The following is a 25332-nucleotide window of genomic DNA, read 5'->3' as shown; positions in this document are numbered from 1 at the left end:
GGCGCTGATCTGGTAAAACTGGCGGTGACGGTGGGATTTGAACCCACGGTAGGGGGTTACCCTACACAACTTTTCGAGAGTTGCACCTTCGGCCGCTCGGACACGTCACCGCCGACCAGCTTACGACACGCCACGGGCTCGCGCGAACCGGGGCGAGCGCAGCATCCGCTCAGCCCATCTCGACGACCTCCGCCGCCCCGCGATCACGCCGCACGGACAGGGACGGACTCCGCCACACGAGCCCACGGCCCCGGGCCTCGGGGCGGTCGGTCACCGTCGAGACAAAAGACCTGCGCCGCGACCCGCCCCCTGCGAAACTGAGCGCATGAGCGTGATCGAGAACTCGAAGTTGACCGTCGTGGGTGCCGGGAGCGTCGGATCGAGCGTGGCCTATGCCGCGTTGATCCGCGGGTCGGCACGGCACGTCGCCCTCTACGACATCGCCACCGCGAAGGTCGAGGCCGAGGTGCTCGATCTCGCGCACGGCACGCAGTTCACCGGCACGAGCGACATCATCGGCGGCAGCGACCTGTCGGTCGTCGAGGGTTCGCACGTCGTGGTGGTCACGGCGGGCGCGAAGCAGAACCCCGGGCAGTCGCGCATCGAACTGGCCGCCACGAACGCCGGCATCCTCCGCACGATGATGCCGCAGCTGCTCGAAGCGGCACCCGACGCGATCTACGTGATCGTCACCAACCCCTGCGACGTTCTCACAGTGCTCGCGCAGGAGGCGACGAACCTCCCCCGCGAGCGGATCTTCGCCTCCGGCACGGTGCTCGACACCTCGCGGCTGCGGTGGATCCTCGCCAAGCGCGCCGGGGTGTCGACGTCGAGCGTGCACGCCTACATCGTGGGCGAGCACGGCGACACCGAGTTCCCGCTGTGGTCGCGCGCGACGATCGGCACGGTGCCGATCCTCGAGTGGGAGGCCCCCGGCCACCCCCGCATGACACAGGACGAACTCGACGCGATCGCGATCGACGTGCGCGACGCGGCCTACAAGGTGATCCAGGGCAAGGGCGCGACGAATTACGCCATCGGCCTCTCCAGCGCGCGGATCGTCGAGGCCGTCCTCGGAGACGAGCACGCGGTCATGCCCGTCAGCACGGTGCTGAACGGATTCCACGGCCTCGACGGCGTCGCCCTGTCGGTGCCCTCGATCGTGAGTGCCGCCGGTGCGGTCCCCATTCCCGAGACCTCCTTCTCCGATCACGAGCACACGCTGCTGCGCCGCTCGGCCGACGCCCTGTCGACGGTGGCTGAGTCGCTGCGCGGCGCGTAGCCCGGGGCGCTGTCCGAAGTCTCTCGTCGGAGGGTTCAGATCAGGGCGGGTCTGCCACGCCGTCTGCTCACGACACCGCCGTCGCTTCGTCGAAGTGCAGGCAGTTGATGCCGAACACCGCGTCGGGCTCGAGCCGGAACACCGGATCGAGCACCTCCTGCACCACCATCTCGAGCGTGTAGTGGGTCTCGGCCGCGAGAAGGTGGCCGGCGTACGCGGCCCCGCCCTCCCCCTTCGCGCCGGCGGCGAGGTGCAGATGCACGACCGTCCGACCGCCTACCGTTCCTATCGATCCGGCTCCCACGCCCTCGAGATAGGCAACCTCGACCTGGTCGGGGAGCGGCGGCTCGGGGTCGTCCATCGACCCGTTCGTCGCGATCAGGCGGGCGCTGCGCAGCACGCCGAAGAACATGTCCACCGTGGCAGAGGTGACGCCCTCCCGCTCCGCCCACCGCGTGACCGTTGCGAGCACCTCGTCACCGGGCTCCAGCACCAGCATCCACCGTCGCCCCAGCGTGACCTTCGCCGCCCGCACGTCAGCCCACCGCTCCGGCGCGGATCTGCGAGATCCACCCCTCCACCTGCGCGCGGGGGGCGAAGCTCGATACGAAGCTGTTCTCCGCGAGTCGCCGCATGGTCTCGTCGTCCAGGCGCAGGGCATCGCGCACCTGCCGCAGGTTGTCGTCGACGTAGCCGCCGAAGTACGCCGGGTCGTCGCTGTGGATGCTGACGAGCAACCCCTCTTCGAGCATGACGGGCAGAGGATGCGCCGACAGCTCCGGCGGGGCGGTGCGCAGGGCGAGGTTCGACAACGGGCACACGGTCAACGCGACGCCGTCGTCGCGCAGCCGCGCCACGAGCGCCGGGTCTTCCAGGGCACGGTTGCCGTGGTCGATCCGCTCCACTCCGAGCACGTCGAGCGCCTCCCATACGTAGTCCGGCCCGCCTTCCTCGCCGGCGTGCGCGACGCGGTGGAGTCCCTCTGCGGCGGCGCGCGCATAGACGTCGCGGAACAGCGACGGCGGATAGCCGACCTCGGTGGAGTCCAGCCCGACCCCGATGAACCGGTCGCGCAACGGCAGCGCTGCCTCGAAGATCTCCATCGCGGCCTCGGGTCCGAGATCGCGGAGGAAGCACAGGATGAGATCGGCCGACATCCCCCGCGAGCGCGCCGCATCGACGGCCGCTCCGAGACCCCCGACCACCGCCTCGATCGGGACTCCGCGCCGCACGTGGGCCTGAGGATCGAAGAAGACCTCCGCGCGCACCACTCCCGCGGCCGCTGCGCGGCGGAAGTACATATCGCCGAGCTCCGCGAAGTCTTCCTCGGTGCGGAGCACCGCGGTGTTCGCCTCGTAGACGTCGAGGAAGTCCTGCAGACGGGTGAACGCGTAGGTCGCCCGCAGCTCGTCGACGTCGTACGTCGGCAGGTCGATCCCGTTGCGGCGCGCGAGGCGGACGAGAAGCTCCGGCTCGAGGGTGCCCTCTATGTGTACGTGCAGTTCGGCCGTGGGCCCCATCATCTACCTCCGCGCATCTGCCGGCCGCGTGCGTGACCCGGCACCCCTCGAGCAAACCACGTCCTGCGGCCCGCTCGCGCATCGGCGAGCGATCGAAGAGCGGCGGCACACCGGCCGTGATGTCCGAGGCGCGGGCTAGCCTGATCCCATGGCCACCCGACGCTCCGCTCCGCCCGCGCCGTACCGGTGCACCGAGTGCGGGTGGACCACGTCGAAGTGGGCGGGGCGCTGCGCCGAATGCCAGCAATGGGGCACCGTCGTCGAGGTCGCCGAGCAGACCGGCATCCTGCGCTCCATCAGCGCCGTCGCCCCCACGGCATCACGCGCTGCACGACCCATCACACAGATCGACACCACCGATGCACCCCGCCGCACGAGCGGCGTGGGCGAGTTCGACCGGGTGCTCGGGGGCGGCATCGTTCCCGGTGCCGCGATCCTGCTCAGCGGCGAGCCGGGCGTCGGCAAGTCGACGCTGCTTCTCGAGGTCGCCGCCCAGAGCGCCCGTGCCGGCCGACGCGTGCTCTACGCCAGCGCCGAAGAGTCCACGGCACAGGTGCGCCTGCGCGCCGAGCGCACCGGCGCCCTGCACGACGAGCTGTATCTCGCCGCCGAGACCGACCTGGCGACGATCCTGGGTCACGTCGACGAGGTCGCGCCCGAGCTCCTCATCGTCGACTCCGTGCAGACGGTGTCGTCGTCGATGTCCGACGGCGCGGCTGGTCAGCCGAGCCAGGTGCGCGAGGTCGCCTCGACCCTCATCCGCACCGCGAAAGAGCGCGGGCTCCCCGTCATCATCGTGGGCCACGTGACGAAAGACGGTTCCATCGCGGGCCCGCGCATCCTCGAGCACCTCGTCGACGTGGTCTGCCAGTTCGAGGGCGATCGCCAGACGTCGTTGCGCTTCGTGCGGGCGCTGAAGAACCGCTTCGGCCCCACCGACGAAGTCGGATGCTTCGACATGACCGGCGACGGGATCACCGAGGTGCCCGACCCCAGCAGTCTCTTCCTCGGCCACGGCGACCCCGTGCCCGGCACCTGCGTGACGATCGCCCTCGAGGGGCGCCGCGCGCTGCCCGTCGAGGTGCAGGCTCTGACGATCCCCACCCAGGCCCCCAACCCGCGGCGGATCGTCAGCGGCGTCGACGCGGCCCGGGTCGCGATGGTGCTCGCGGTGCTGGAGAAGCGCACCGGTCTCGACGTCTCGAAGAACGACGTCTACGTCTCGACCGTCGGCGGGGTCCGGCTCGTGGAGCCCGCCGCCGACCTCGCGATCGCGATCGCCGTGTCGGGAGCGATGAACGATCGGGCGACTCCGCCGCAGTCCGCCGCGGTCGGCGAGCTCAGCCTCGCCGGTGAGATCCGCCCGGTCACGCAGTCGGCGCAGCGGAGGTCGGAAGCCACGCGACTCGGCTACCGCCATCTCGTCGACGACAGGTCGAAGAGTCTCAGCGGCGCCCTGAACGACCTACAGGTGCGTCACGCCCCTCGGCGCGGCGATACGCCCGACTTCTGATCGACGCGGGTCGGTGATGCGGTGGGGGCTAGTTGCGCCCCGGACGCCGCCGTCGCGGATCGGCGAGACTCAGCGCCACCGGAAAAACGAGGCCTGCGGCGCACACGGCGCCCACGATCAGGAACTCCATTGGGCCGAGTCTGCCACGAACGGGCAGCGGGGTCGACCCGGGGCGAGCTCAGGCCTCGAGCGCTGCCAGCAGATCGGTCGGCGACGACTGCAGCGGGTGCGGCCCCGCGATATCGAGGAACACCGTCGTGATCTCGTTCTCGTGAGCGGTGAGGAACGCCCGCAGCCACGCGGGTGACTGCAGCGCGACGTCGGGCGGCAGCGTCTCGGGCTTGTGCGCCGCGTCGCTGAACAGCAGCAGCGCGACGTCGCCCGTGTTCGGGTCGCGATAGGTCCACACATCACCGGCGTCGAGAGGGTCGTCGAGCGCACCCACCCGGATCAGCGGCGCCACGGTCGGACCGTGCCGCAGCGCGAAGGCGACGGCGGCCATGTCTTGCGTCTGCAGGGCGTCGGTGAGGGCGGTATTGCGGAACTCGAGGTCGGAGGCTTTTCTTCCGCGCTTCTTTCCGGGCATCACACCAACTTACCCGCGGAGGCGCGGGGCTCCTCCGACGACGACGAGCCCCCTCGACACGGCCGGAGGCGGCGTGTACCGTCGACCCGATCGCATCGTTGCGTACGACGCGAAAGGCCCTCTCGAATCGCCCAGTTGGGGGCTGAAAGATTCGAGAGGGCCCACTGCTTCCCGCGAACGCTCGAACTCGGGCCGTTGGGGACGGTCGAGTGCTACCTGCTGGGGACAGTGACGAGACGCCCGTTGCGGGGAACATTCCAAGAATATCCACGGCCATCCGGCCCGTCTGTCCTCCGTTTGGGGGACAAAACAGCTAGTTGAGCTGAAAAGCAGCCGTGTTCGACGACGAAAGGCCGCCGATCGCGACGCTGAGTCGATAAGTGGCCCCACCGCCGGCGGCCGGCGGTCGGTCACCCTGGCACGTGTCCACCGAGGAGCGGGTGCGATCCCACGTCAGCGGGGTCGCGCTGGTGACCTGCTGACCGGCCGACAGCAGCACCGTCATGTCGCTCGGCTCGGTCTGGCAGTCGGTCGAGCGCCACCAGATGTCGGGCCCGCTCGAGATCGTGAACGCCTGAGCGCTCGTGCCGACATTCAGCGTGCAGTCGGTCGTGCTCTGGTTCGTCAAACGGATCGACAGCTGCGGATTCTGTCCGGCGGCGTAGACGGCCTGATCGGTCACCGCTTCGATGAGCAGATCGGCGGCGATGCAGGGTTCCGCGCTGGGGGTGAGGTCGGGCGCCGGTTCTTCGGCGTCGGCCTCCGGCACAGGCGTCTCGGCGTCAGCCTCGGGTGCGGCCGACTCGCTCGTCGACGATGATGGCGGTGACGACGATGATGACGACGACGACGGCACCGGCAGGGTCTCTGTCGATGCGGAACTCTGCCACGGCTGCGCGATGAAAAGCCACACGAGACCGGCGACCACGATCAACGCCGTGAGCAGCACGACGAGGCGTCGACGCCGGTAGACGGCGGGCGAGTGCTTTCTGCGCCGAGGGGTGGGACCACTCATGCTTTCAGGGTAGGCGCGCAAGCGCGCAGCACCTGTTCGGCGCGCCTAGGCTCTGAGCGTCTTCAGCATTCGCGTGTTGCCGAGCGTGTTCGGCTTCACGTGCGCGAGATCGAGGAACTCGGCGACACCCTCGTCGGGACTGCGGATGAGTTGCGAGTACACATCGGGATCGACGACCTGCTCGCCGATGGGGGCGAATCCCCGTCGCTCGAAGAAGCCGACCTCGAACGTGAGGCAGAACAGGCGTCGCACACCGAGCGTCGTCGCACGATCCTCGAGCGCATCGACGATCAGCCGGCCGACGCCGCGGTGCAGCCATCCATCGGCCACGATCAGGGTGCGCACCTCGGCCAGGTCTTCCCACATCACGTGGAGAGCGCCGCATCCGATGATCTGACCGTCGGCGTCTTCGGCGACGACGAACTCCTGCACCGCCTCGTACAGCACGACGAGGTCTTTGCCCAGAAGGATCCGCCGCTGCACGAACGGCTCGAGCAGATCGCGAATGGCTCGCACGTCACCCGTGCGAGCCGGACGCACGGTGTACGAAGTCATCCTGCAACCCTACGCCCGGCACAGACCGGAACGACGAAGGGGCGGATGCTTCGCAGCATCCGCCCCTCCGTTCGTTGTGGTCGTGTCAGCTCGACGCGGTGATGTCGGGCGTCGCGGTGATCTCTCCGCCGGTGGCCACACCGACGGCCACCTTGTCGCCGCGAGGAGTCGTCTCGAACGTGAACTTGCCGTTCTCGAGCTCCACCTTGACGTGGTCTCCCGAGTTCAGCTCGCCGTGCAGGATCTGCTCGCTGAGGCGGTCTTCCACCTCGCGCTGCATCGCCCGGCGGAGAGGGCGTGCACCGAGCGTCGGGTCGAACCCGATCTCGATGAGCTTCTCCTTGGCGGCCTGCGACAGCTCGATCGTCATGTCGCGGTCGAGCAGACGGTCGGCGAGACGCTTGGTGAACAGGTCGACGATCTGCACCAGCTCGTCCTTCGACAGCTGCGGGAAGACGATGACGTCATCGACGCGGTTGAGGAACTCGGGCTTGAAGTGCCGCTTCAGCTCTTCGTCGACCTTGCCCTTCATGCGCTCGTAGCTCGTCTGCGCGTTGCCCTCGACCTGGAACCCGACCGGGCCGCCGGCGATGGCCGACGAACCGAGGTTGGTGGTCATGATGATGACCGTGTTCTTGAAGTCGACCACGCGGCCCTGACCGTCGGTCAGACGACCCTCCTCGAGGATCTGCAGCAGAGAGTTGAAGATGTCGGGGTGCGCCTTCTCGATCTCGTCGAAGAGCACGACCGAGAAGGGCTTGCGCCGCACCTTCTCGGTGAGCTGGCCGCCCTCTTCGAATCCGACGAACCCGGGAGGGGCACCGAACAGACGCGAGACGGTGTGCTTCTCGCCGTACTCCGACATGTCGAGCGAGATCAGCGCGCCCTCGTCGTCGAACAGGAACTCGGCGAGCGCCTTGGCGAGCTCGGTCTTACCGACACCGGTGGGGCCGGCGAAGATGAACGAGCCCGAGGGGCGCTTGGGGTCCTTGAGGCCGGCGCGCTGACGACGGATCGTCTTCGCGAGGGCCGAGATCGCCTCTTCCTGGCCCACGACGCGCTGGTGCAGCGCCTTCTCCATGAAGACGAGCCGGCTCGACTCCTCCTCGGTGAGCTTGAAGACCGGGATGCCGGTGGCCTGCGCCAGCACCTCGGCGATGAGACCCTCGTCGACGATCGCGTGCGACGCGACGTCGCCCGTGCGCCACTGCTTCTCGAGACGCAGGCGCTCGGCGAGGAGCGACTTCTCCTCGTCGCGCAGCGATGCGGCCTTCTCGAAGTCCTGCTCCTCGGAGGCGACCTCCTTGTCCTGGCGGACCTTGGCGATCTTCTCGTCGAATTCGCGCAGCTCCGGCGGGCTCGAGAGGATCGACAGACGCAGGCGGGCGCCGGCCTCGTCGATCAGGTCGATGGCCTTGTCGGGGAGGAAGCGATCGGAGATGTAGCGGTCGGCGAGGTTCGCCGCGGCGACGATCGCGCCGTCGGTGATCTGCACCTTGTGGTGCGCCTCGTAGCGGTCGCGCAGCCCCTTCAGGATGTTGATCGCGTGGGGCAGGCTCGGCTCGGCGACCTGGATCGGCTGGAAGCGGCGCTCGAGCGCAGCATCCTTTTCGAAGTGCTTGCGGTACTCGTCGAGCGTCGTGGCACCGATCGTCTGCAGCTCTCCGCGGGCGAGGAGCGGCTTCAGGATGGATGCGGCGTCGATCGCGCCTTCGGCGGCGCCGGCTCCGACGAGGGTGTGGATCTCGTCGATGAACACGATGATGTCGCCGCGGGTGCGGATCTCTTTCGTGACCTTCTTCAGGCGCTCTTCGAAGTCGCCGCGGTAGCGGGATCCGGCGATGAGCGACCCGAGGTCGAGCGAGTAGACCTGCTTGTCCTTGAGCGTCTCGGGCACGTCGCCCTTGACGATCGCGATCGCGAGGCCCTCGACCACGGCGGTCTTGCCGACGCCGGGCTCACCGATCAGGACCGGGTTGTTCTTGGAGCGACGCGAGAGGATCTGCATGACCCGCTCGATCTCTTTCTCGCGCCCGATCACGGGGTCGAGCTTGTTGTCGCGGGCGCTCTGAGTCAGGTTGCGGCCGAACTGGTCGAGAACGGCGGAACCGCCCTGAGCGGCCTGACCCGACTCGTTCGCCGCGCCGCTGACGGCGGCGGGCTCCTTGCCCTGGTAGCCGGAGAGCAGCTGAATGACCTGCTGGCGCACCTTGTTCAGGTCGGCGCCGAGCTTGACGAGCACCTGCGCGGCGACGCCCTCACCCTCGCGGATGAGCCCGAGCAGGATGTGCTCGGTGCCGATGTAGTTGTGGCCCAACTGCAGCGCTTCGCGCAGCGACAGCTCGAGCACCTTCTTCGCGCGGGGCGTGAAGGGGATGTGGCCGGTCGGCTGCTGCTGACCCTGGCCGATGATGTCCTGTACCTGCTCGCGCACCGCGTCGAGCGAGATGCCGAGCGATTCGAGGGCCTTGGCGGCGACTCCCTCACCCTCATGGATGAGCCCGAGCAGGATGTGCTCGGTGCCGATGTAGTTGTGGTTGAGCATCTTCGCCTCTTCTTGGGCGAGCACAACCACGCGACGAGCACGGTCGGTGAATCTCTCGAACATCCTCAGTCCCTTTCCGGTGTGGGCTGACAGGCGTTGTGGGGGTGGCAGGCGCACAGCCCCGCGCCGTACATCGAGAGTAACGACGGCCCGACAGCTGAGGACCCGTGTTCGCTGGGGGCATAGCGGCGTTCGTCTTGGTCGCGGAACTCGCGGTTGACACCGCGACCGTATCGTTTATCGTTGTTATCGATATTCGTTACTAGCGCTGATCGATATGGAGCCGAGATGACCTCCCCCCAGACGAAGACGGAACGCGCGCTCTCCCGCCCCGACGCCGCGGCGCTGATCGGGTTCGTGGTCAGCGGCGCGATCATCGCGGTGTGGGTGGTGGTCACCGCCGTCCTGCGCGTGCTCGAGGTGGCCCCGAACCGCGACGTGCCGGTGACGGCCGTCTTCGACGGCACGCCGGCCCAAGCGCCGATCGGCCCTGACGGCGCGGCCGTGACCGTGGAGCTCGCGACGGGCCGGCTCATCGCGCCGGAACTGCCCGTCGCCTCCGTCGCCGCGCTCGTGCTCGAACAGATCGCGCTCGTCGCGACGGTTCTCGTGGTGGTCGGGGCGCTCCTCTGGCTGACGAAGAACATCGTGCGGGGCACGATCTTCTCCCGCACGAACACGGCGCTCGTCTCGACGGCGGGGATCGCCGGCCTAGTCGGCTTCTGCGCGGTGCCTTTCTTCGCGAATATGGGCGCCAACGGGGCGTTCGCCTGGATCTCTGATCGCACGTTCGACAACGCGGTGATGTCGGTCGACCTGTTCCCGCTGCTTCTGCTGGCCTTCATCGCCGCCCTCGCCAGCACCGTCTTCACGGTCGGCGCACGCCTCCAGCGCGAGACCGAGGGGCTCGTCTGATGGTCGGCGAGACCACCGGTCACCTGAAGCCATCCGAGAGCGTCGCCACCTGGATCGTGGGAGGCGGCGCGCTCGTCGCAGGCGTGCTGTCGATCATCGCCTTCGTCGCATCCGCTCTCCATATCTTCAGGGCGACCGCAGTGCGGGTGAACGGGGTGCCCCTAGCCGCCGGGGGCGAGTATCCGCCCGTCCTGGGCAGCTCGGACGCCCCGGTCGACGGCGGATTCGAGACCGCGTGGGTCGAGGTGGCGAATCTTCCCGCGGGGGTGCGCGGGTTGCTCTGGGCCGAGACCGCGCTGCCCATCCTCACCGCACTGGCCATCTCGGCGGCGATCGTCTGGTTGGCGGCGGCGCTGCTGCGAGGACGCCCCTTCACGAGGCTGTTCCCCGGGGCACTCGCCGTCCTGGCGGGTGTGATCATGGTCGCCGGTATGGCGTCGCAGCTCGTCGGTGCGATTGCGCGCGCCGAGACGGTGCTCTTCCTCGGGCCCGCCGACCAGATGACAGGGCCGGGCGGCTTCGCCGGCTTCTGGTTCCCCCTCGACTTCAGCCCGATCGGGTGGGGCCTCGGAATCGGTCTCGTCGCCTCGGCGTTCCAGATCGGCACGCGGCTGCAGCGCGAGACAGCGGGCCTCGTATGAGCCCCGCGGCAGAGGACGAGGGCCCCACCGGGATCCACTGCCGGCTCGACGAACTGCTCGCCGCGCGCGGCATGACCCTCACCCGCCTCAGCGAGATCGTCGGGGTCAGCGTCGTGAACCTCTCGGTGCTCAAGAACGATCGGGCCCGCGCGATCCGGTACTCCACCCTCTCGGCCGTCTGCCGTGCCCTCGACTGCGAGCCCGGCGACCTGCTGGTGCTCGCGCGCGACTGACCCGCAGCATCCGCTCGGCCGCGCCGCACGCACCCTGCTCCCCTGTCACGTTCGGCGGTTCCAACCCGCACTTCGCGACAGGGGAACGATGAAGAGCGCCCTCCCCTGACGCGAATGGCGAGGTGCACCCACCAGATGCGACAGGGGAGCGCAGAGTGGGAGCGGGGTGGGAGCGGGGTGGGAGCGCGAAGGGAGCGGGGTGGGAGCGCGAAGGGAGCGGGGTGGGAGCGCGAGCCGCGCAGGGTGGGAGCGCGAAGGGAATGGGCTAGGAGCGCGAGGCGATCGCACGACGCACGCGCCTGACCACGAGAGACGGAGCACCGAAGAGCTCCGCCTTCGTCACCCGGATCACGATCCACCCGGCTTCTCGCAGACGGTCGTAGCGATCGATGTCGTGCGCCCACTGCTCGGGGTCGAGCAAGTGATGCTCACCCTCGTACTCGATGGCGATCTTCAGCGCAGGGTAGGCCAGGTCCACGCACGCCAGCGCTATTCCGAGCTCGATGACATCGAAGTTCGACTCGGGCTCAGGAAGGCCCGCGTCGGTGAGGGCGAGGCGACATCTCGTCTCGGGCCTGGACGCCGACCGCGTTCGCACGTGGACGAGCGCCTCGCGGAGCTTGACGACCCCCACCCGACGACCCGAATCCACCGCCGCCTGCAGCTGCGCCCGCGTCGCGAGCGGCGCAGGAACTCGCCACTGCCGAACCACCGCGTCGCCGGCCGCGATGAGGTCGTGCGGATGCGTCAGCACCGCCCCGAGCATCGCCCATGTCGTCGCGGGGGTCGTCATCCTCAGGCCCGACACGGGGTCGATGAACGATCGCACCGTCTTCGTCGACGCTTCGTGCCCTCTCACTCCCGACGTGCGGGGCAGCCGCCGGGGTGCGAACACGGCGACATCGATGGCACGATCGATCACCGCAGCGGGTAGGGGCAGTCCGTGAGCGATCGCCGCCGTGACGCTGCAGAAGAACTCGTGGGCGGCCATCCGAGGAAGATAGTCGAGCGCGCGCCGAAGATGGTCGACCTCTGCACGGCCCCGAGGAATGCCGCGCGAGTCGGTGAGGAGGAATTCGGGCAGATCGGCTGCGCGCGCCCGAACACCGTGGAAGGGGCGCCGCAGGTCGCTCGCCCTCAGCCGGCTCGGCGGCACTCCCTCCGCCGCGGCATCCGCTGTGGTGAACCGATCGCCCAGCGACGAGGGCAGGCCTGTTCTTCTCATGCGGCGACTGTGGCGCAGCATCCGCCGCCGATGCACTCCTTCCGCCGTCATCGTGGACAGACCGCCCGCGATTCTCAGCTGTGGAGGAGCGCACGGTTCCACAGCCCCAGTGCACTCCCCCGTCACGAATGGTGCGCCGAACCCGCCGTTCGCGGCAGGGGAGCGGAGTGCTACAGGTTCCCCTGCCGCGAATGGCGCGTCACACCCGCCCGTTGCGACAGCAGAGCGCACGCGCCGCGGTGGGTGATGGACTGCGACGGATGCTGCGCACTAGCGCACGGGCGGGCTGTCGGGGAATACTCGGCTACTCGCACCCGCGGCCGAATATCGTTGCCCCATGAATCGACGCGCAAAGCGAGACCCCGACAGCCATAGAGCCGGCGCCCATTCGGGCGCATCCCGCACGATCGGAGTCGCGCTGTGAGCGGCGACCTGATCTTCAACATCGTTCTGGTTCTGATCTTCGTGCTCATCGGCGGCGTCTTCGCCGCCACCGAGATGGCGCTGGTGACGCTTCGCGAGAGCCAGCTCAACGCCATCGCCGCGCGCGGCAAGCGCGGCGAGAAGGTGGCATCCCTCGCGCGCAACCCCAACCGCTTCCTCTCTGCGGTGCAGATCGGCGTCACCGTCGCCGGGTTCCTCTCGGCCGCGTACGGTGCGTCGTCGATCTCGCCCTACCTCGAACCCCTTCTCGTCGCGATCGGCATGACGCCCGAGGTCGCCGACGGTGTCTCGACGGTCGTGCTCACGCTCGTCATCGCCTACTTCTCGCTCGTGCTCGGCGAGCTGGTGCCCAAGCGCCTGGCGATCCAGCGCAACGCGCAGTTCTCCTACGCCGTGGCCCCCGTGCTCAACGGGTTCGCCGTGCTCATGCGCCCGGTGATCTGGCTGCTCTCGGTGTCGACGAATGCGCTCGTGCGACTCCTCGGCGGCGACCCGGACAAGAACGCCGACGAGATGACCGACGACGAGCTGCGCGACATCGTCTCGAGCCACGGCGGACTCCCCGAAGACGAGCGTCGCATCCTCGACGACGTGCTGTCGCTGCGCGACCGGCAGATCAGCGAGGTCATGCGCCCGCGGCTCGAGGTCATCGCCCTCGACGTCGCGATGACCATCGCCGACGCCGTCGAACGCGTGCAGCATCTCCCGTACTCCCGCTACCCGATCACCGACTCGTCGATCGACGACATCATCGGGTTCGTACACGTGCGCGACCTGTACGACGCCGCATCCCCCGACCCGAAGCGCCCCGTGTCGGAGATCGCACGCGAGATCAGCTACCTGCCGGCGTCGTCGCGGGTGCTGCCGACGCTCACGAAAATGCGCGCCGAAGAGCTGCACATCGCCGTCGTCGTCGACGAGTACGGCGGAACCGACGGGATCGTCACCCTTGAGGATCTCGTGGAGGAGGTCGTCGGCGAGATCTTCGACGAGTACGACGTCGAGGCGGCCGCCCATCCCGACGACCCGGCCGGCGGCACGTTCGACGGGCGCCTGAACCTGCAGGACTTCGAAGAGGCGTCGGGGGTCGAGCTGGAACGCGGAACCTACGACACCCTGGCGGGTTTCATCATGGATCGTCTCGGTCGCATCCCGGCCGTCGGCGACACGGTCGCGGTGCCCGATGCGACCCTGCGCGTGCAGCAGATGGAGAGGCGCCGCGTGGCCGAGGTCGCCGTCATCCGCACGGGTGCAGACGCCGACGACACGACCGACGCCGAGGAGGCGCCGGGCGCCTGACGCGTGTCCTGGTCGTCGCGGTCAGTTCACGCCGGCGATCGGGACGCGGGTTCCGTCGAGACCGTCGCCCTGGAGCACCAGCTCGTAAGCGGTGTCGCTCTCGATGCCGGGAACCTCCCCCAGGGTGACCCGCGGGGCGAAGTCGCTCGTGCAGATGCGGTCGGCGGGCGACTCGGCCAGCGTCACGGTGATCTCGCCCGGGGCGCTCACGAGGGCGTCCTGCACGACGGGCGGGCATCCCGATGACCCCCAGGTGAGCAGGGCGAACACGCCGTCGGCGCTGCTCCACCCCGCGGTGGGCACGCCACCGTCCTGGAGTCCGTCGGAGGGGACGAGCCCGGCGACCCCCGCGAGCTCGACCGACCCGCTGGCCTCCGAGCCCGACACGGCGATCTCGATATCTTCGGCGGGGTCGACACCCTCGGGCACGACCACGGCGAAAGCGCGGAGCACGAAGTCGCGCGTGCAGGCCTGATCGGCCGGCGGATCGGCGAGCTCCACGCTCAGCACCCCGTCGGCGAAGGCCACGTCGGAGGCCACGGGCACGCACGTCGAGCTTCCGCGCGTGAGGACGGCGATCATCGTTCCGCCACTGAGCCAGGCCGCGTCGATGTCGGCGTCGACCGGCGTACTCGTCTCGCTCGACGGCGATGCCGCGGGGGTTTCTGAGGACGCCCCGGAGCCGGTGGGGGTCGCGCACGCGGCGAGGCCTCCGCCCGCGAGCAGCAGCAAGGCGGCTGCGGCCAGGATCGACGTCGTGCGTGTCATGGAGGCGGACCTTCCGGGTGGGGGCGTCCTCCCATCCTGCACAGAAAGCCCCCGCGACGCACGACCCAGGGCCGCGGATGCTGCGCGCTACTGCAGCGCGGAGGTGAGCCTGGCGAGGTTGTCGAGCACGGTGGAGCGCAGCGGCTGCGTGCGCCACTCCTCCATCGTGAGCTCGCGACTGAGATCGCGATACATGTCCTCGACGGCACGGAGGTCGCGGACGAATTCGTCGCCGCGGACGAGCATCGAGATCTCGAGGTTGAGACCGAAGGAGCGCATGTCCATGTTGCTCGATCCGATGACGGCGACGTCGTCGTCGATCGTCAGGCTCTTGGAGTGCAGGATGTAGGGCCTCCGGTACATCCAGATCTTCACGCCCGCCCGCAGGAGCGCCTCGTAGTAGCTCCGCTGCGCGTGGTAGACCATGGCCTGGTCGCCTTCCTCGGAGACGAACAGCTCGACGTGCACGCCCTTCTGGCAGGCGGTCGTGATCGCCAGCAGCAGAGCCTCATCGGGCACGAAGTACGGGCTGACGATGATGATCTTCTTCTCGGCGGCGAGGAGGAGGCCGAGGAACAGCTTCAGGTTGTTCTGGAAATCGAACCCCGGGCCGGACGGCACGATCTGGCAGTCGAGGTCGCCCGGGCCCGACTGCACGCTGGCGATGTCGATCTCTTCGGTGAGGATCTCGTCGGTCTCGCTGTACCAGTCGCTGAGGAAGACGGCGTTGATGCTCGCGACGACCGGACCCTGCACGCGCACCATGAGGTCGACCCAGTGCAGGCCCCGGCGGATGTTCTTCGGCAGGTTGTACGTGGAGTCGGTGACGTTCTGCGAACCCATGTAGGCGAGGTCGCCGTCGATGACGAGGAGCTTGCGGTGATTACGGAGATCGGGTCGCTGATATTTCCCCTTCAGCGGCTGCACCGGCAGCAGGAGGTGCCAACGAGCCCCCATCGCGTCCAGTCGCCGGAGGGTCTGCTTGTAGAAGGGCTTGCCGCGGTTCGCCCAGTGATCCAGCAGCACGCGGACGACGACACCTCGCGCCGCGGCCTGCTCGAGAGCGCGGAAGAAGCCCTCGGTCGCCGCATCCGATTGCAGGATGTAGAACTCGACGTGCACGTAGCGTTCGGCGCGACCGATGGCCTCGGCCATCGCGTCGAGGCTCTCCTGGTAGTCGTGGATGATGCGCGCGTCGTTGTCGCCGGCCAGAGGCATCGCGCCGAGGTTGCGGTTCATGCCCACCAGCGCGGTGAACCAGTGCGGGGCATCCGGGCGGAGCGTTCCGAAGTCGAGCGAGTCGCTCGTATCGTGGAGGTACTCGTTGATCGCCGCCTGCTTGCGTCGGAGCTTCCTGGGCAACCGGGGGTTCCCGATCAGGAGGAACAGCAGCACCCCGATGAACGGGATGAAGTAGATCGCGAGCAGCCACGCCATTGCGGCCGTGGGCCGTCGATTGCGGGGCACGACGATGATGGCGGTGATGCGAATGATCAGATCGACGACGAAAATCGCGACGACCCACCACGTCGCATCGAACGTGATGCTGATCACGAGACCTCCCGGCGAGCTGCTGCCCTCAGCGTAGCGGCGCGAGGGAGGGAGCCCGCACGGCGGGCGGGGTCGGCCGGCTCAGCTGTCGGCGGAGGGCGCGGAGGAGGAGACGGGGGCGAGTCCGCGCTTGGCGCGCTCCTCGGCCTCGATCTTCGCGTAGACCTTGCGCTCGGTGCGATCCATGCGAATGACGTTGCGGATCACGAAGTAGAACACGACCGACACCACCACGGTCGGCAGAAGCGACCAGATCACGGCGGCGGCGTAGGAGTCCACATCCCAAGGATACCCGCAGTTCGCCGCCTCCTCCCCAAGCTCGCGATCCCCGCACTCCTCCACATCCGCGCCTCGCACCGACTCGGGCGGGCGCGCCGCGCACGACGGTGGGTGCATGACTCCGATCTTCAAAGCCACCACCGCCGCCGACTTCCTCGCCCTGGTCCCCCGCCTCGCGGGCTTCTCCCCCTCGCGAAGCCTCGTTCTCGTACCGTTCGCGGGCAATCGCACGCTCGGTGTGATGCGACTCGATCTGCCCGACGACACCGACGACGTCGAACGGGTGGCGTCGACGTTCATCGGGCTGATCTGTCGGATCGCCACGGCAGACGCCCTGGCACCCGTCGTCTACACCGATGCCGGCTTCGCAGAATCCGAGGGCCTCCCCCACGACCGCCTGATGAGCGCACTCCTGGCGCGGGCCGACATCTGCGGTCTCGACGTGCGCGACGCGCTCTGCGTCGCGTCAGACGGTTGGGGGTCGTACATCGATCCCGGGTGCCCACCGGAGGGGCGCGACCTCGCCGAGCTCCGTCTGGATCGCGCGGAGCTCGACGACCTTCCGCTCGACCCGGGCGATCAGTCGACCGGCCACGCGCTGCCGCCGGTCGATCTCGCCGAGAAGGAGCGCGTCGGGCGAGCGCTTCACGATCTGTCGTTCGCGGTGTCGGTGCTGCAGAACGAGACCTGGGCCGACCCCGACCTGCCCGACGACCCCGCGCGGATCGACCCGCGCGCCCTCGCCGCCGCAGAGGCTCTCGATGATCTCCCCCTCCTCCTCGAGGATGCCCTCGACTGGGATCCCTCCCGTCTCGACGCCTTCCAGGCCGCCACCCTCGGGTGGTCGCTCGCGCGGCCCGCGCTGCGCGACATCGCGCTCACGCAGTGGTGCCGCGGACTCGAGGCCGGAGACCGTGCCGCCGAGGCGCAGCTTCGTTGGCAGGACGGCGAGGCGTATCCCGACGAGCTCGCGGCGTCGATGTGGGGCGAAGGGCCGCGGCCCGATCCGGAGAGGTTGAGCCACGCCCTCGAACTGTCGCGGCGGATCGCCGCCGCCGTTCCGCGCGACGATCGGCCGGGCGCGCTGGCCGCGTGCGCCTGGTTGTCGTGGGCGCTCGGGCGATCGACCCACGCGGCTGCCTACGCCGGAGAGGCGGTGAAGATCGACCCCGCGCACGGTCTCAGCGAGATCGTGTTGACCTTCGTCGCGAACGCGCACCTGCCCGAGTGGGTCTTCGAACGTCCGGTGCCGCGCGGGCCGGTCACGCAGGTGATCTGAGGCGCGCGCGTGCGACTACTTGACGAGCGGGAAGAGGATCGTCTCGCGGATGCCGAGGCCCGTGATCGCCATGAGCAGACGGTCGATCCCCATGCCCATGCCGCCGGTGGGCGGCATGCCGTGCTCGAGCGCCCGCAGGAACTCCTCGTCGATGCGCATCGCCTCGACGTCGCCGCGAGCCGCGAGCTGCGCCTGCTCGACGAACCGCTCCCGCTGGATCACCGGGTCGACCAGCTCGGAGTACCCGGTGGCCAACTCGAAGCCGCGCACGTAGAGGTCCCACTTCTCGACGACCCCGGCGATGGAACGGTGCTCGCGCACCAGAGGGCTCGTGTCGACGGGGAAGTCCATGACGAAGGTGGGGCGCGTCAGCGAGGGCTTCACGAAGTGCTCCCAGAGCTCCTCGACCCACTTGCCGTGCGTCGGGTGCGCGGGCTCGTCGACGCCGACCTCCGACGCGAAGGCGGCAAGCTCGTCGGCCGTCGTCTCGGGGGTGATGGAGCGACCGGATGCGTCGGACAGCGACCCGTACATCGAGATCCGGTCCCACTGACCGCCCAGGTCATACTCCGTGCCGTCCGCCCAGGTGACGGTGGTCGACCCGGCCACCGCGATCGCCGCGTTCTGCACGAGCTCCTGCGTCAGATCGGCGATGCCGTTGTAGTCGGAATACGACTGGTAGGCCTCGAGCATCGCGAACTCGGGGCTGTGGGTGGAGTCGGCACCCTCGTTGCGGAAGTTGCGGTTGATCTCGAACACGCGGTCGATGCCGCCGACGACGGCGCGCTTGAGGAAGAGCTCGGGAGCGATGCGGAGGAAGAGCTCGGTGTCGAAGGCGTTCGAGCGCGTCACGAACGGGCGAGCACTGGCGCCGCCGTGCTGCACCTGGAGCATGGGCGTCTCGACCTCGACGAACTCGTGACCCGAGAACGTCTGACGCAGGCTCGCGTTGACCTTCGCGCGGGCGAGCACCGTCTCGCGGGCGCGGTCGCGCACGATGAGGTCGAGGAAGCGGCTGCGCACCCGGCTCTCCTCGCTGAGCTCGGAGTGCAGGTTCGGAAGCGGCAGCACGGCCTTCGCGGCGATGCGCCAGTCGGCCACCATGATCGACAGCTCGCCGCGGCGGCTCGAGATCACCTCGCCCGAGACGTAGACGTGATCGCCGAGGTCGACGAGATCCTTCCAGGCCTGCAGCGACTCCTCGCCCACCGACGCCAGCGAGACCATCGCCTGGATGCGGCTGCCGTCGCCCGACTGCAGCGAGGCGAAGCAGAGCTTGCCGGTGTTGCGGCTGAAGACGATGCGCCCGGCGACGGCGGCCGTCACGCCCGTCTCGTCGCCCGCCTCGAGATCGGCGAACCGCTCGCGCAGCGCGGGGATGGTGTCGGTGACGGGCACGGTCACCGGGTAGGGCCCGCCCGCAGCATTCGTCCGCTCGGCAAGCAGCCGCTCGCGCTTGGCGAGACGCACGGCCTTCTGCTCGATGACGTCGTCGTCGGGCGTTTCAGGGGCGGCGTCGGGCGCGTCGGTCATGCTCTCGATCCTACCGAGCGGCGTCGACCGACTCGGGCGCGGCCCCTCGCCGCAGTGCCGCCTCAGGGCAGCGAGATCTCGGCGTTGTCGATAAAGCGGTGCCCGGCAACGGTCGCCGCGATGAGCGCGAGAGCGCGCCCGGAGTGCGCCTCGTCGACGGGGAGGAAGGTCGCCAGATCGACGGCGTTCAAATACTCGAGGCGGATGCGCTCCTCACCCATGAGCGACGACTGCGCCGCCGCGATGCACGCGTCGACACCGCGATCGGCGTTCGAGGCGGCAGCCTCGAGGGCGCGGGGCAGGAGCGCGGCGGCTCGACGATCGGCGGGTTCGAGAAGGTCGACACGGCTGGAGATCGGCAGCCCGTCGTCGCTGCGCACGGTCGGCACCGTGGCGACCTCGATGTCGAAGAAGAGGTCGCGGATCATCCGTCGCACGAGGAAGACGCGCTGCAGATCGCGCTCGCCGTAGACCGCGATATCGGGCCGGATCAGGTGGAAGAGGATCGCCTCGGCCGTGAGCAGACCGTCGAAGTAGTACGGCCTCGTGCGCCCCTCGTAGCGCAGACCGAGGTCTCCGGCCGAGACGCGCGTGGTCGCGATACCCGCGGGAAGGAGCTCCGCCGCGTCGGGTGCGAACACGACATCGACGCCGAGCCTGTCGAGGAGCGCGTCATCCTGCGCGCGTCGCACCGGGTAGGCCTCGACGTCTGCGGAGGTGCGGAAGCGCAGAGGGTTCACGAACGATGCGACGACCACGAGGTCGGCGCTCTCTCGCGCCCGCTCGACGAGGTCGACATGGGCCTCGTGGAGGGCGCCGAGCGTCGAGACCAGTGCGACCGACGCGGTGCCGCCTTCGGAGCCCGAGCGCAGCTCGGTGAGGCGGGAACGCAGCGCGTCGAGGGAGCGGATCATCCGTCGATCGTAGCGTCGGGACCGAGCGGGTCCCTGTGCGGGGGCGCTCCCTCGGCGAGCGCCTGGTCGACGGTCGAACGCACGAGGGCGGAGAGATAGCCTCCCGCGTTGTCGACACCCAGGCGGGTGAGCATGCCCGCCGCCTGTCGCACGATCGAGCGCGAGAACTCCGTGGCCGTCGCGATCGCCTCGGCGTACGCGGGCCGATCGGCATCGGCGACCACGACCGGCTCGCATCCCAGCTCGACCGCGAGCGCTTGCGCGATGGGCAGCACGGGCCCTGGAGCGGTGACCGCGGCGTAGCCCTGGCTGAGAGCCCGGAGGTCTATCGAGGTGCCCGTGAAGCTGATCGCGGGATGGATCGCCAGCGGGATCGCGCCGGATCGCAGAGCCGGTTCGAGCACCGCGATGCCGTGCGCGGCGTCGGTGTGGAGGACGAGCTGGCCCGGCTGCCACGCTCCGACCTCCGCGAGACCGGCGACGAGCCCGGCGAGCTCGTCGTGGGGCACGGCGATCACGACGAGCTCGCTACGGCGCACGACCTCGTCGGCGGCCAGTACCGGCACTCCTGGAAGGATGGCCTCGACCCGGTCGTCGTCGGACCCCGAGGTGATGCCCACGAGAGCGTGCCCCGCGCCGGCGAGCGCCGATCCGATCACGGGACCGACCTTCCCCGCCCCGATGATGCCGACGCCGAGTCGTCCGTCGCGTCCCGGCCCGCTCATCGGTGAGTCCGATCCGGCGCTTCGACGGGGTCGGCGACCGGGGCCGCGGGGTCAGATGCCGGGGCCGCGGGGTCAGCGGGCGCCGCACCCGGCTCGACGACCGGCTCGCCCGCGGGCGTCTGATCGGGCTCGGACGACGCCCACCGGTGGCTGCGATCGCCGGCGGATGCGGCGACGATCCCGTGCGCAGCATCCTGGAATCCTCGCAGCGCATCATCGCGCTCGAGGATCCCCACGGTGGTCGTCACCGATCCGGCGACCACGTGCGCGGTGAGGTTCGCCACGCCCAGCATGCGGTCGACCGGGCCCTGCGCGATCCCGACGCTCTGCATGCGCGCCAGAGGGAAGACGCCGAGCGCGCGCCAGATGAAACCCCGGCGCAAGAAGAGCGCGTCGGGCGTCAGCAGGTAGCCGTTGCGTCGCCACGACAGCGGGCGCAGGAGCCGGGCGCGCGCGGGCGTCGTCGCGTACGGATCGTCGGCACGGGGGCCGAGGATGCCCTGGTCGAAGACGAACGGCCAGTCCTCGTCGGGGAGGGCCGGCAGGAGCAGCTTGAGCACGCGCTCGACGTCGGCGCGTGTGCCCACCGGCAGCACGGTCGTGAACTGATCGGCGTTCGTGTCGCTGGACGACCGGCCAGAGAGGCGGTTGACCGTGATCGACCACCAGCCGAAGGGCCGCCAGAAGATCGACTGGCGCACCTCGACGGCGTGGACGCGCCCCGGCGGCAGGGTCTCGCTCACGGTCGTGAAGAGACCGAAGGTGATGCGGGTGCCGCTCGGCATGGGAGCGATCGAATAGCGCAGCGCCCGCGTGACCGACCTCACGTAGTAGGCGCCGAAACCGAGGACGGCCGGCACGAACGAGAACAGCACCCAGATCGATCCAACGATCGACCCGACCACGATCGCCGCGATGAGCGCGATCAGCACGAGGGTCGTGCCGCTGAGCAAACGCGAGGCGATGAGTCGGCCGGCCGGAATGTGCACCACCGACTCGGGCTCGACGTCGCCCTGGTCGTCACCATCGACGAGACCCGACAGACCCGCTCCGACCGCCGAGGCAGCCTGCCGCACGCGGGTTCCGCCGCTGCGTGCCGCCGCGCTCCCGCCGAGACGTCGGCCCGAGGCCAACCGCAGGATGTCGGCGCGGATGGTCTCGGCGTCCGACGTGGAGAGGTACTCGAGCTTCACGTTCGAATCGGTGCCGGCCCCGACGACCTCGAGCTTCCCGACCCCGAGCAGACGCGCGACGAGCGGCCGGGTCAGGTTGACGCCCTGCACGCGGTCGAGCGGGGCCCGCCGATGGGTGCGGAAGAGCACGCCCGAGCGCACCTCGACGTCGTCGTCGGTGATGCGGAACGTGTGGAACCGCCACGACAACGAGAACAGCAGCAGCAGCACGACGACGGTGCCGAGCACCGCGAGGAGGGCGATGAGGAGCAGGTTGCGGCTGACGAGGTAGTCGATCGGGTCGGGCGGCAACTCGCCGTCGCCGAACTCCGGGGCGAAAGCCGGCAGCAGCCACTCGACGAGCCGCTCGCGGAGGTTCGCGATCGCGATACCCCCGACCACGAGCAGGAACAGTCCCCCGCGCAGGAGCGGGGTGAGCGGATGCATCCGGTGCCACTCGCCGTCGCTGAGCGGCGAGCGCACCTCGTCTGCCGGGGGCGCGGACGGGGCGGATGCTTCGCTCACAGGCCGGTCCGACGGGTCTCGGCGACGTCGACGAGGGTGTCGCGCAGGTTCTCGGCGGCCTTCTGCGTCAGGCCCGGGATCGTCACGCCGGTGGAGGCTGCGGCGGTGACGAGCTTCAGCTGCGCGATCCCGAAACCGCGGTCGAGGGGACCGTGCGTGATGTCGATCAGCTGCATGCGCCCGTAGGGCACCGCCACCATGCGCTGCCAGAGGATGCCGCGGCGGAACACGAGGTCGTCGCGCCTCAGCTGGTACCCGTACGAACGCGCCTGACGCGGCGTGATCGCGAGCGAGAAGAGACAGACGAGCAGCACGATGCCGGCCGGGATCCACGTCCACGGCTGGTTGAGCCACAGCTGCAGACCGATCGCCACCGCGAGCACGACGAGGGTGAACACGCCGGTCGAGATGATCTGCACCCAGACGTAGGCGCGGGCGAGCTGGTGCCACGTCCCGTCGCCGAGCGGCAGGCGAGCATCGGAGCGGGGCTCGATGATGCGGGTGAACGAGTCCTCGTCGAGAACGGCCGCCGTCTCGCGGACACGCGCGTCGTCGGTGGGCTCAGTGGGCGACGCCTGCGGAGTCGCCTCCGGGTTGTTCGTCATCGTCGTCCTTCCGGATGGTGCACAGGTGCTCGGCGACCAGCGCCGCGGCGACGAGGATGCCGCCGCAGATCGCCGTGGCGATCGTCGTGCCCATCGAGCCTACCGAGGGGGTCACCGGGCGGGTGAAGAGGAAGAGCAGCAGCCCGACCGCGACGCCGCCGATGGCCGCGCCGACGATGCTCGACGCCTTCGCCAGGATGGCGATGCGCAGCGCCCGGAACGGATTGACAGCGGTGGTGGCGAGCCCGCGGGTGGCCCGCCGGATCGGGATGGCGAGCGCGATCACGGCTCCTCCCACCAGGAGGAGAAGGATCGGCAGCGTCACGGCCGGTGCGAACGTCGGCCGACCCGCCGAGCTCAGCGCGGTGTCGAGCACGAACCCCACGACGATGCCGAGAATGGCCGCACCGACGAGAACTCCCGCGCCGGTGCGCTTCACCGGTCTGCTCGAAGATCGGCGAGGAGATCTTCGACGCGCCCGACGCCGGGGAGCTCCGCCTCCGGGTCCACCTCGTGCCACGGAGCGAGCACGAACTCGCGCTCGGCGGCGCGCGGGTGAGGAAGGATCAGCCGGGCGTCGTCCGACACCACCGTTGCGTACGAGACGAGATCGAGGTCGAGAGTGCGATCGGCCCACCGCTCCCCCCGTTCGCGCCCGTGGCGGGCCTCGATCCGGTGCAGGTAGGTCAGCAGCACCGACGGGGCGAGCCGGGTCGCGACCAGAGCGACGGAATTGAGATAGCGCGGCGCCTCAGCATCCGGCCCGCTCGTGGTGACCGCCACCGTCTCCATGACGGCAGAGGTGCGCACCCGGTCGGTCAGCGGTAGTGCCGCGAGGTCGGTCAGCGCGGCATCGAGGGTCGCCTCGCGGTCGCCGAGGTTCGCGCCCAGAGCTACGACGGCGATGGCGGGTTGCGGCCGGCCCTCGACGGCGACGTCGCTCACGGCGCGACTCCGAATCCGAACGGCAGGGCGCGGGGGGCGGGCCGCGTACGGCGGATCGTCACCGACACGTCGGCGAACGGCACCGTGATCGGCGCCGACGGCTTGTGGACCGTGACGACGGCCTGCTCGACGCGGGGGTCGGTCAGCGCGTCGTCGGCGATCCGCGCCGCGAGGGTCTCGAGGAGGTTCACGGGATCCGCGCCGACGAGCGCCACGATCCGCTCGGCCAGTTCGCCGTAGTGAACCGTGTCGACGACGTCGTCGGATGCGGCGGCAGGGGCGGTGTCGATCCGCAGCGTGAGGTCGACGACGAACTCCTGACCCTGCGCGCGTTCGTCGTCGTACACGCCGTGGTGACCCCACGCGCGCACGCCGGTCAGGGTGATCTCGTCTACGGGGTCCATATTCCCTCCAGGTTCTCATCCGACCAGAGCGCCGCGACGCGGAGTGCGTCTCGGGTGGCGGCGACGTCGTGCACCCGCACAGCCCAGGCTCCATCGCGCGCCGACAGCGCGCTGGTGACGGCGGTCGCGAGATCGCGACGAGCCAGGGATGCGTCGTCGCCGAGCGCCTCGCCCAGGAACCTCTTGCGACTGGTGCCGACGAGCACCCGTGGGCCCAGGCCCACGAGCTGGGGCAGGGCGCGGAGGGTCTCCCAGTTCTGGGGCCCCCGTTTGCCGAAACCGATTCCCGGATCGAGCACGATCCGGCTCGGGGCGATGCCGGCGGCGACGGCCGCGTCGACGCGCTCGATCAGCTCGGCCGAGAGTTCGCGCACGAGGTCGACATAGTCGGCGCGGGCGTACATGTCGGCCGACGGGCCACGCCAGTGCCCCAGCACGATGTCGGCGTCGGTCACGGCCACCGTTTCGAGCATGGCCGGATCGGCGAGTCCGCCCGAGACGTCGTTGACGATGCGGGCTCCGGCCGCGATCGCCGCGTGGGCCGTGTCGGCGTTCAGAGTGTCGATGCTGACGACGGCACCGGCGGCGGCGAGCGCTTCGATCACCGGCAGCACGCGTTGCTGCTCGACCCGCGGGGCGACCCGCTCTGCTCCCGGTCGGGTCGACTCACCGCCGATGTCGAGGATGTGAGCGCCCTCGGCGCGCAGCCGGACGCCATGACCGATGGCGACGTCGGGGTCGACGTAGCGGCCGCCGTCGCTGAACGAGTCGGGGGTGACGTTGACGATCCCCATGATGAGCGTCACGTCGCCTCCGGTCCCTGAGCCTGCGCCTGCGGTCCCTGAGCGTGCGCCTGCGG

General features: G+C 69.6%; 26 protein-coding genes and 1 tRNA gene. 7 read left to right on the top strand and 20 right to left on the bottom strand.

Annotated features, from left to right (window positions below):
* Positions 1–19 precede the first annotated feature (19 nt).
* Positions 20–110 (bottom strand) — tRNA-Ser (locus ABTU82_RS10145).
* Positions 111–325: 215 nt separating this feature from the next.
* Here ABTU82_RS10145 and ABTU82_RS10140 point away from each other — a divergent pair.
* Complete coding sequence (locus ABTU82_RS10140; RefSeq protein WP_116647229.1) at positions 326–1282, top strand: L-lactate dehydrogenase; 957 nt, start codon at positions 326–328, stop codon at positions 1280–1282.
* A gap of 67 nt (positions 1283–1349) precedes the next feature.
* Here the strand turns inward: ABTU82_RS10140 and ABTU82_RS10135 are convergent, their stop codons facing one another.
* On the bottom strand, positions 1350–1817 hold the full coding sequence (locus ABTU82_RS10135) for a PCC domain-containing protein (RefSeq protein ID WP_407173240.1): 468 nt from the start codon (positions 1815–1817) through the stop codon (positions 1350–1352).
* Position 1818: 1 nt separating this feature from the next.
* Positions 1819–2805 (bottom strand): adenosine deaminase, encoded by a 987-nt coding sequence (locus tag ABTU82_RS10130; protein ID WP_407173238.1) that lies wholly within the window; start codon positions 2803–2805, stop codon positions 1819–1821.
* Positions 2806–2950: 145 nt separating this feature from the next.
* Between ABTU82_RS10130 and radA the strand changes: the two genes are divergently transcribed.
* A complete protein-coding gene (gene radA, locus ABTU82_RS10125; protein ID WP_407173236.1) occupies positions 2951–4315 on the top strand; it encodes a DNA repair protein RadA in 1365 nt (454 codons plus the stop codon).
* 178 nt (positions 4316–4493) lie between these two features.
* On the opposite strand, the gene ABTU82_RS10120 is transcribed toward radA, so the two are convergent.
* From ABTU82_RS10120 to ABTU82_RS10105, 4 genes are all read right to left on the bottom strand, one after another.
* Positions 4494–4901 (bottom strand): dehydrogenase, encoded by a 408-nt coding sequence (locus tag ABTU82_RS10120; protein ID WP_116647226.1) that lies wholly within the window; start codon positions 4899–4901, stop codon positions 4494–4496.
* A gap of 313 nt (positions 4902–5214) precedes the next feature.
* Positions 5215–5916: a hypothetical protein gene (locus ABTU82_RS10115; protein WP_407173234.1), complete on the bottom strand. Its 702-nt coding sequence runs from the start codon at positions 5914–5916 to the stop codon at positions 5215–5217.
* A gap of 45 nt (positions 5917–5961) precedes the next feature.
* The gene (locus ABTU82_RS10110) at positions 5962–6471 is read right to left on the bottom strand and encodes an amino-acid N-acetyltransferase (RefSeq protein WP_116647225.1); all 510 of its coding nucleotides are present in this window, start codon (positions 6469–6471) and stop codon (positions 5962–5964) included.
* Between the two features lie 85 nt (positions 6472–6556).
* Positions 6557–9079, bottom strand: coding sequence for an ATP-dependent Clp protease ATP-binding subunit (locus ABTU82_RS10105; RefSeq protein ID WP_116647224.1), 2523 nt, complete (start codon positions 9077–9079; stop codon positions 6557–6559).
* A 225-nt stretch (positions 9080–9304) separates the two neighbouring features.
* Between ABTU82_RS10105 and ABTU82_RS10100 the strand changes: the two genes are divergently transcribed.
* Genes ABTU82_RS10100 through ABTU82_RS10090 form a run of 3 tightly spaced genes read left to right on the top strand, consistent with a single transcriptional unit; the run spans position 9305 to position 10805 of the window.
* On the top strand, positions 9305–9931 hold the full coding sequence (locus tag ABTU82_RS10100; protein WP_407173232.1) for a hypothetical protein: 627 nt from the start codon (positions 9305–9307) through the stop codon (positions 9929–9931).
* Entirely contained in the window at positions 9931–10572 is a 642-nt protein-coding gene (locus ABTU82_RS10095; protein ID WP_407173230.1) for a hypothetical protein, read from the top strand. The genes ABTU82_RS10100 and ABTU82_RS10095 overlap by 1 nt, the downstream gene beginning before the upstream one ends.
* Positions 10569–10805, top strand: coding sequence for a helix-turn-helix domain-containing protein (locus ABTU82_RS10090; protein WP_407173228.1), 237 nt, complete (start codon positions 10569–10571; stop codon positions 10803–10805). Before ABTU82_RS10095 ends, ABTU82_RS10090 begins: the two co-directional genes overlap by 4 nt.
* Positions 10806–11070: 265 nt before the next feature.
* On the opposite strand, the gene ABTU82_RS10085 is transcribed toward ABTU82_RS10090, so the two are convergent.
* Positions 11071–12030, bottom strand: a complete 960-nt coding sequence (locus ABTU82_RS10085) for an endonuclease domain-containing protein (RefSeq protein ID WP_407173227.1) — start codon at positions 12028–12030, stop codon at positions 11071–11073.
* Between the two features lie 420 nt (positions 12031–12450).
* Between ABTU82_RS10085 and ABTU82_RS10080 the strand changes: the two genes are divergently transcribed.
* Complete coding sequence (locus tag ABTU82_RS10080; protein ID WP_116647221.1) at positions 12451–13773, top strand: hemolysin family protein; 1323 nt, start codon at positions 12451–12453, stop codon at positions 13771–13773.
* 21 nt (positions 13774–13794) lie between these two features.
* Here ABTU82_RS10080 and ABTU82_RS10075 read toward each other — a convergent pair whose 3' ends face one another.
* From ABTU82_RS10075 to ABTU82_RS10065, 3 genes are all read right to left on the bottom strand, one after another.
* Positions 13795–14541, bottom strand: a complete 747-nt coding sequence (locus tag ABTU82_RS10075; RefSeq protein ID WP_407173225.1) for a hypothetical protein — start codon at positions 14539–14541, stop codon at positions 13795–13797.
* A gap of 87 nt (positions 14542–14628) precedes the next feature.
* Positions 14629–16095 (bottom strand): cardiolipin synthase, encoded by a 1467-nt coding sequence (gene cls, locus ABTU82_RS10070; protein WP_407173223.1) that lies wholly within the window; start codon positions 16093–16095, stop codon positions 14629–14631.
* Between the two features lie 78 nt (positions 16096–16173).
* On the bottom strand, positions 16174–16371 hold the full coding sequence (locus ABTU82_RS10065) for a hypothetical protein (RefSeq protein WP_116647218.1): 198 nt from the start codon (positions 16369–16371) through the stop codon (positions 16174–16176).
* Between the two features lie 115 nt (positions 16372–16486).
* On the opposite strand from ABTU82_RS10065, the gene ABTU82_RS10060 reads away from it, so the two are divergent.
* Entirely contained in the window at positions 16487–17650 is a 1164-nt protein-coding gene (locus ABTU82_RS10060) for a DUF4192 family protein (protein WP_407173221.1), read from the top strand.
* Between the two features lie 15 nt (positions 17651–17665).
* Here the strand turns inward: ABTU82_RS10060 and lysS are convergent, their stop codons facing one another.
* From lysS to folP, 9 genes are all read right to left on the bottom strand, one after another.
* Positions 17666–19183, bottom strand: coding sequence for a lysine--tRNA ligase (lysS, locus tag ABTU82_RS10055; RefSeq protein WP_407173219.1), 1518 nt, complete (start codon positions 19181–19183; stop codon positions 17666–17668).
* Positions 19184–19245: 62 nt separating this feature from the next.
* Entirely contained in the window at positions 19246–20097 is an 852-nt protein-coding gene (gene panC / locus ABTU82_RS10050) for a pantoate--beta-alanine ligase (RefSeq protein ID WP_407173217.1), read from the bottom strand.
* On the bottom strand, positions 20094–20822 hold the full coding sequence (locus ABTU82_RS10045) for a Rossmann-like and DUF2520 domain-containing protein (protein WP_116647214.1): 729 nt from the start codon (positions 20820–20822) through the stop codon (positions 20094–20096). Before ABTU82_RS10045 ends, panC begins: the two co-directional genes overlap by 4 nt.
* Positions 20819–22519, bottom strand: a complete 1701-nt coding sequence (locus ABTU82_RS10040; protein WP_407173215.1) for a PH domain-containing protein — start codon at positions 22517–22519, stop codon at positions 20819–20821. Before ABTU82_RS10040 ends, ABTU82_RS10045 begins: the two co-directional genes overlap by 4 nt.
* Positions 22516–23124 carry a PH domain-containing protein gene (locus tag ABTU82_RS10035; protein WP_116647213.1) on the bottom strand — a complete coding sequence of 203 codons (609 nt, stop codon included), beginning with the start codon at positions 23122–23124 and terminating at the stop codon, positions 22516–22518. Before ABTU82_RS10035 ends, ABTU82_RS10040 begins: the two co-directional genes overlap by 4 nt.
* The gene (locus ABTU82_RS10030) at positions 23081–23563 is read right to left on the bottom strand and encodes a DUF3180 domain-containing protein (protein WP_407173213.1); all 483 of its coding nucleotides are present in this window, start codon (positions 23561–23563) and stop codon (positions 23081–23083) included. The genes ABTU82_RS10035 and ABTU82_RS10030 overlap by 44 nt, the downstream gene beginning before the upstream one ends.
* Positions 23560–24069: a 2-amino-4-hydroxy-6-hydroxymethyldihydropteridine diphosphokinase gene (gene folK, locus ABTU82_RS10025; RefSeq protein ID WP_407173212.1), complete on the bottom strand. Its 510-nt coding sequence runs from the start codon at positions 24067–24069 to the stop codon at positions 23560–23562. Before folK ends, ABTU82_RS10030 begins: the two co-directional genes overlap by 4 nt.
* On the bottom strand, positions 24066–24473 hold the full coding sequence (gene folB, locus ABTU82_RS10020; protein ID WP_407173210.1) for a dihydroneopterin aldolase: 408 nt from the start codon (positions 24471–24473) through the stop codon (positions 24066–24068). Before folB ends, folK begins: the two co-directional genes overlap by 4 nt.
* Positions 24461–25279 (bottom strand): dihydropteroate synthase, encoded by an 819-nt coding sequence (gene folP, locus ABTU82_RS10015; protein WP_116647210.1) that lies wholly within the window; start codon positions 25277–25279, stop codon positions 24461–24463. Before folP ends, folB begins: the two co-directional genes overlap by 13 nt.
* Between the last annotated feature and the right edge of the window lie 53 nt (positions 25280–25332).

Origin of the sequence: Microbacterium deferens (genome assembly GCF_045517775.1) — a bacterium.
Classification (GTDB): domain Bacteria; phylum Actinomycetota; class Actinomycetes; order Actinomycetales; family Microbacteriaceae; genus Microbacterium.
The sequence above is the reverse complement of the archived record's forward strand: the minus strand, read 5'-3'. Positions and strand labels throughout refer to the sequence as shown.

Excerpts from the sequence above, each read along its gene's own strand:
- ABTU82_RS10140 (WP_116647229.1), top strand. The coding sequence starts at position 326 with ATGAGCGTGATCGAGAACTCGAAGTTGACCGTCGTGGGTGCCGGGAGC.
- ABTU82_RS10035 (WP_116647213.1), bottom strand. The coding sequence starts at position 23,124 with ATGACGAACAACCCGGAGGCGACTCCGCAGGCGTCGCCCACTGAGCCC.
- ABTU82_RS10105 (WP_116647224.1), bottom strand. The coding sequence starts at position 9,079 with ATGTTCGAGAGATTCACCGACCGTGCTCGTCGCGTGGTTGTGCTCGCC.
- ABTU82_RS10110 (WP_116647225.1), bottom strand. The coding sequence starts at position 6,471 with ATGACTTCGTACACCGTGCGTCCGGCTCGCACGGGTGACGTGCGAGCC.
- ABTU82_RS10075 (WP_407173225.1), bottom strand. The coding sequence starts at position 14,541 with ATGACACGCACGACGTCGATCCTGGCCGCAGCCGCCTTGCTGCTGCTC.
- lysS (WP_407173219.1), bottom strand. The coding sequence starts at position 19,183 with ATGACCGACGCGCCCGACGCCGCCCCTGAAACGCCCGACGACGACGTC.
- folB (WP_407173210.1), bottom strand. The coding sequence starts at position 24,473 with ATGGACCCCGTAGACGAGATCACCCTGACCGGCGTGCGCGCGTGGGGT.
- ABTU82_RS10130 (WP_407173238.1), bottom strand. The coding sequence starts at position 2,805 with ATGATGGGGCCCACGGCCGAACTGCACGTACACATAGAGGGCACCCTC.
- panC (WP_407173217.1), bottom strand. The coding sequence starts at position 20,097 with ATGATCCGCTCCCTCGACGCGCTGCGTTCCCGCCTCACCGAGCTGCGC.
- ABTU82_RS10045 (WP_116647214.1), bottom strand. The coding sequence starts at position 20,822 with ATGAGCGGGCCGGGACGCGACGGACGACTCGGCGTCGGCATCATCGGG.
- ABTU82_RS10120 (WP_116647226.1), bottom strand. The coding sequence starts at position 4,901 with ATGCCCGGAAAGAAGCGCGGAAGAAAAGCCTCCGACCTCGAGTTCCGC.
- ABTU82_RS10090 (WP_407173228.1), top strand. The coding sequence starts at position 10,569 with ATGAGCCCCGCGGCAGAGGACGAGGGCCCCACCGGGATCCACTGCCGG.
- radA (WP_407173236.1), top strand. The coding sequence starts at position 2,951 with ATGGCCACCCGACGCTCCGCTCCGCCCGCGCCGTACCGGTGCACCGAG.
- ABTU82_RS10100 (WP_407173232.1), top strand. The coding sequence starts at position 9,305 with ATGACCTCCCCCCAGACGAAGACGGAACGCGCGCTCTCCCGCCCCGAC.
- ABTU82_RS10095 (WP_407173230.1), top strand. The coding sequence starts at position 9,931 with ATGGTCGGCGAGACCACCGGTCACCTGAAGCCATCCGAGAGCGTCGCC.
- ABTU82_RS10115 (WP_407173234.1), bottom strand. The coding sequence starts at position 5,916 with ATGAGTGGTCCCACCCCTCGGCGCAGAAAGCACTCGCCCGCCGTCTAC.
- ABTU82_RS10060 (WP_407173221.1), top strand. The coding sequence starts at position 16,487 with ATGACTCCGATCTTCAAAGCCACCACCGCCGCCGACTTCCTCGCCCTG.
- ABTU82_RS10085 (WP_407173227.1), bottom strand. The coding sequence starts at position 12,030 with ATGAGAAGAACAGGCCTGCCCTCGTCGCTGGGCGATCGGTTCACCACA.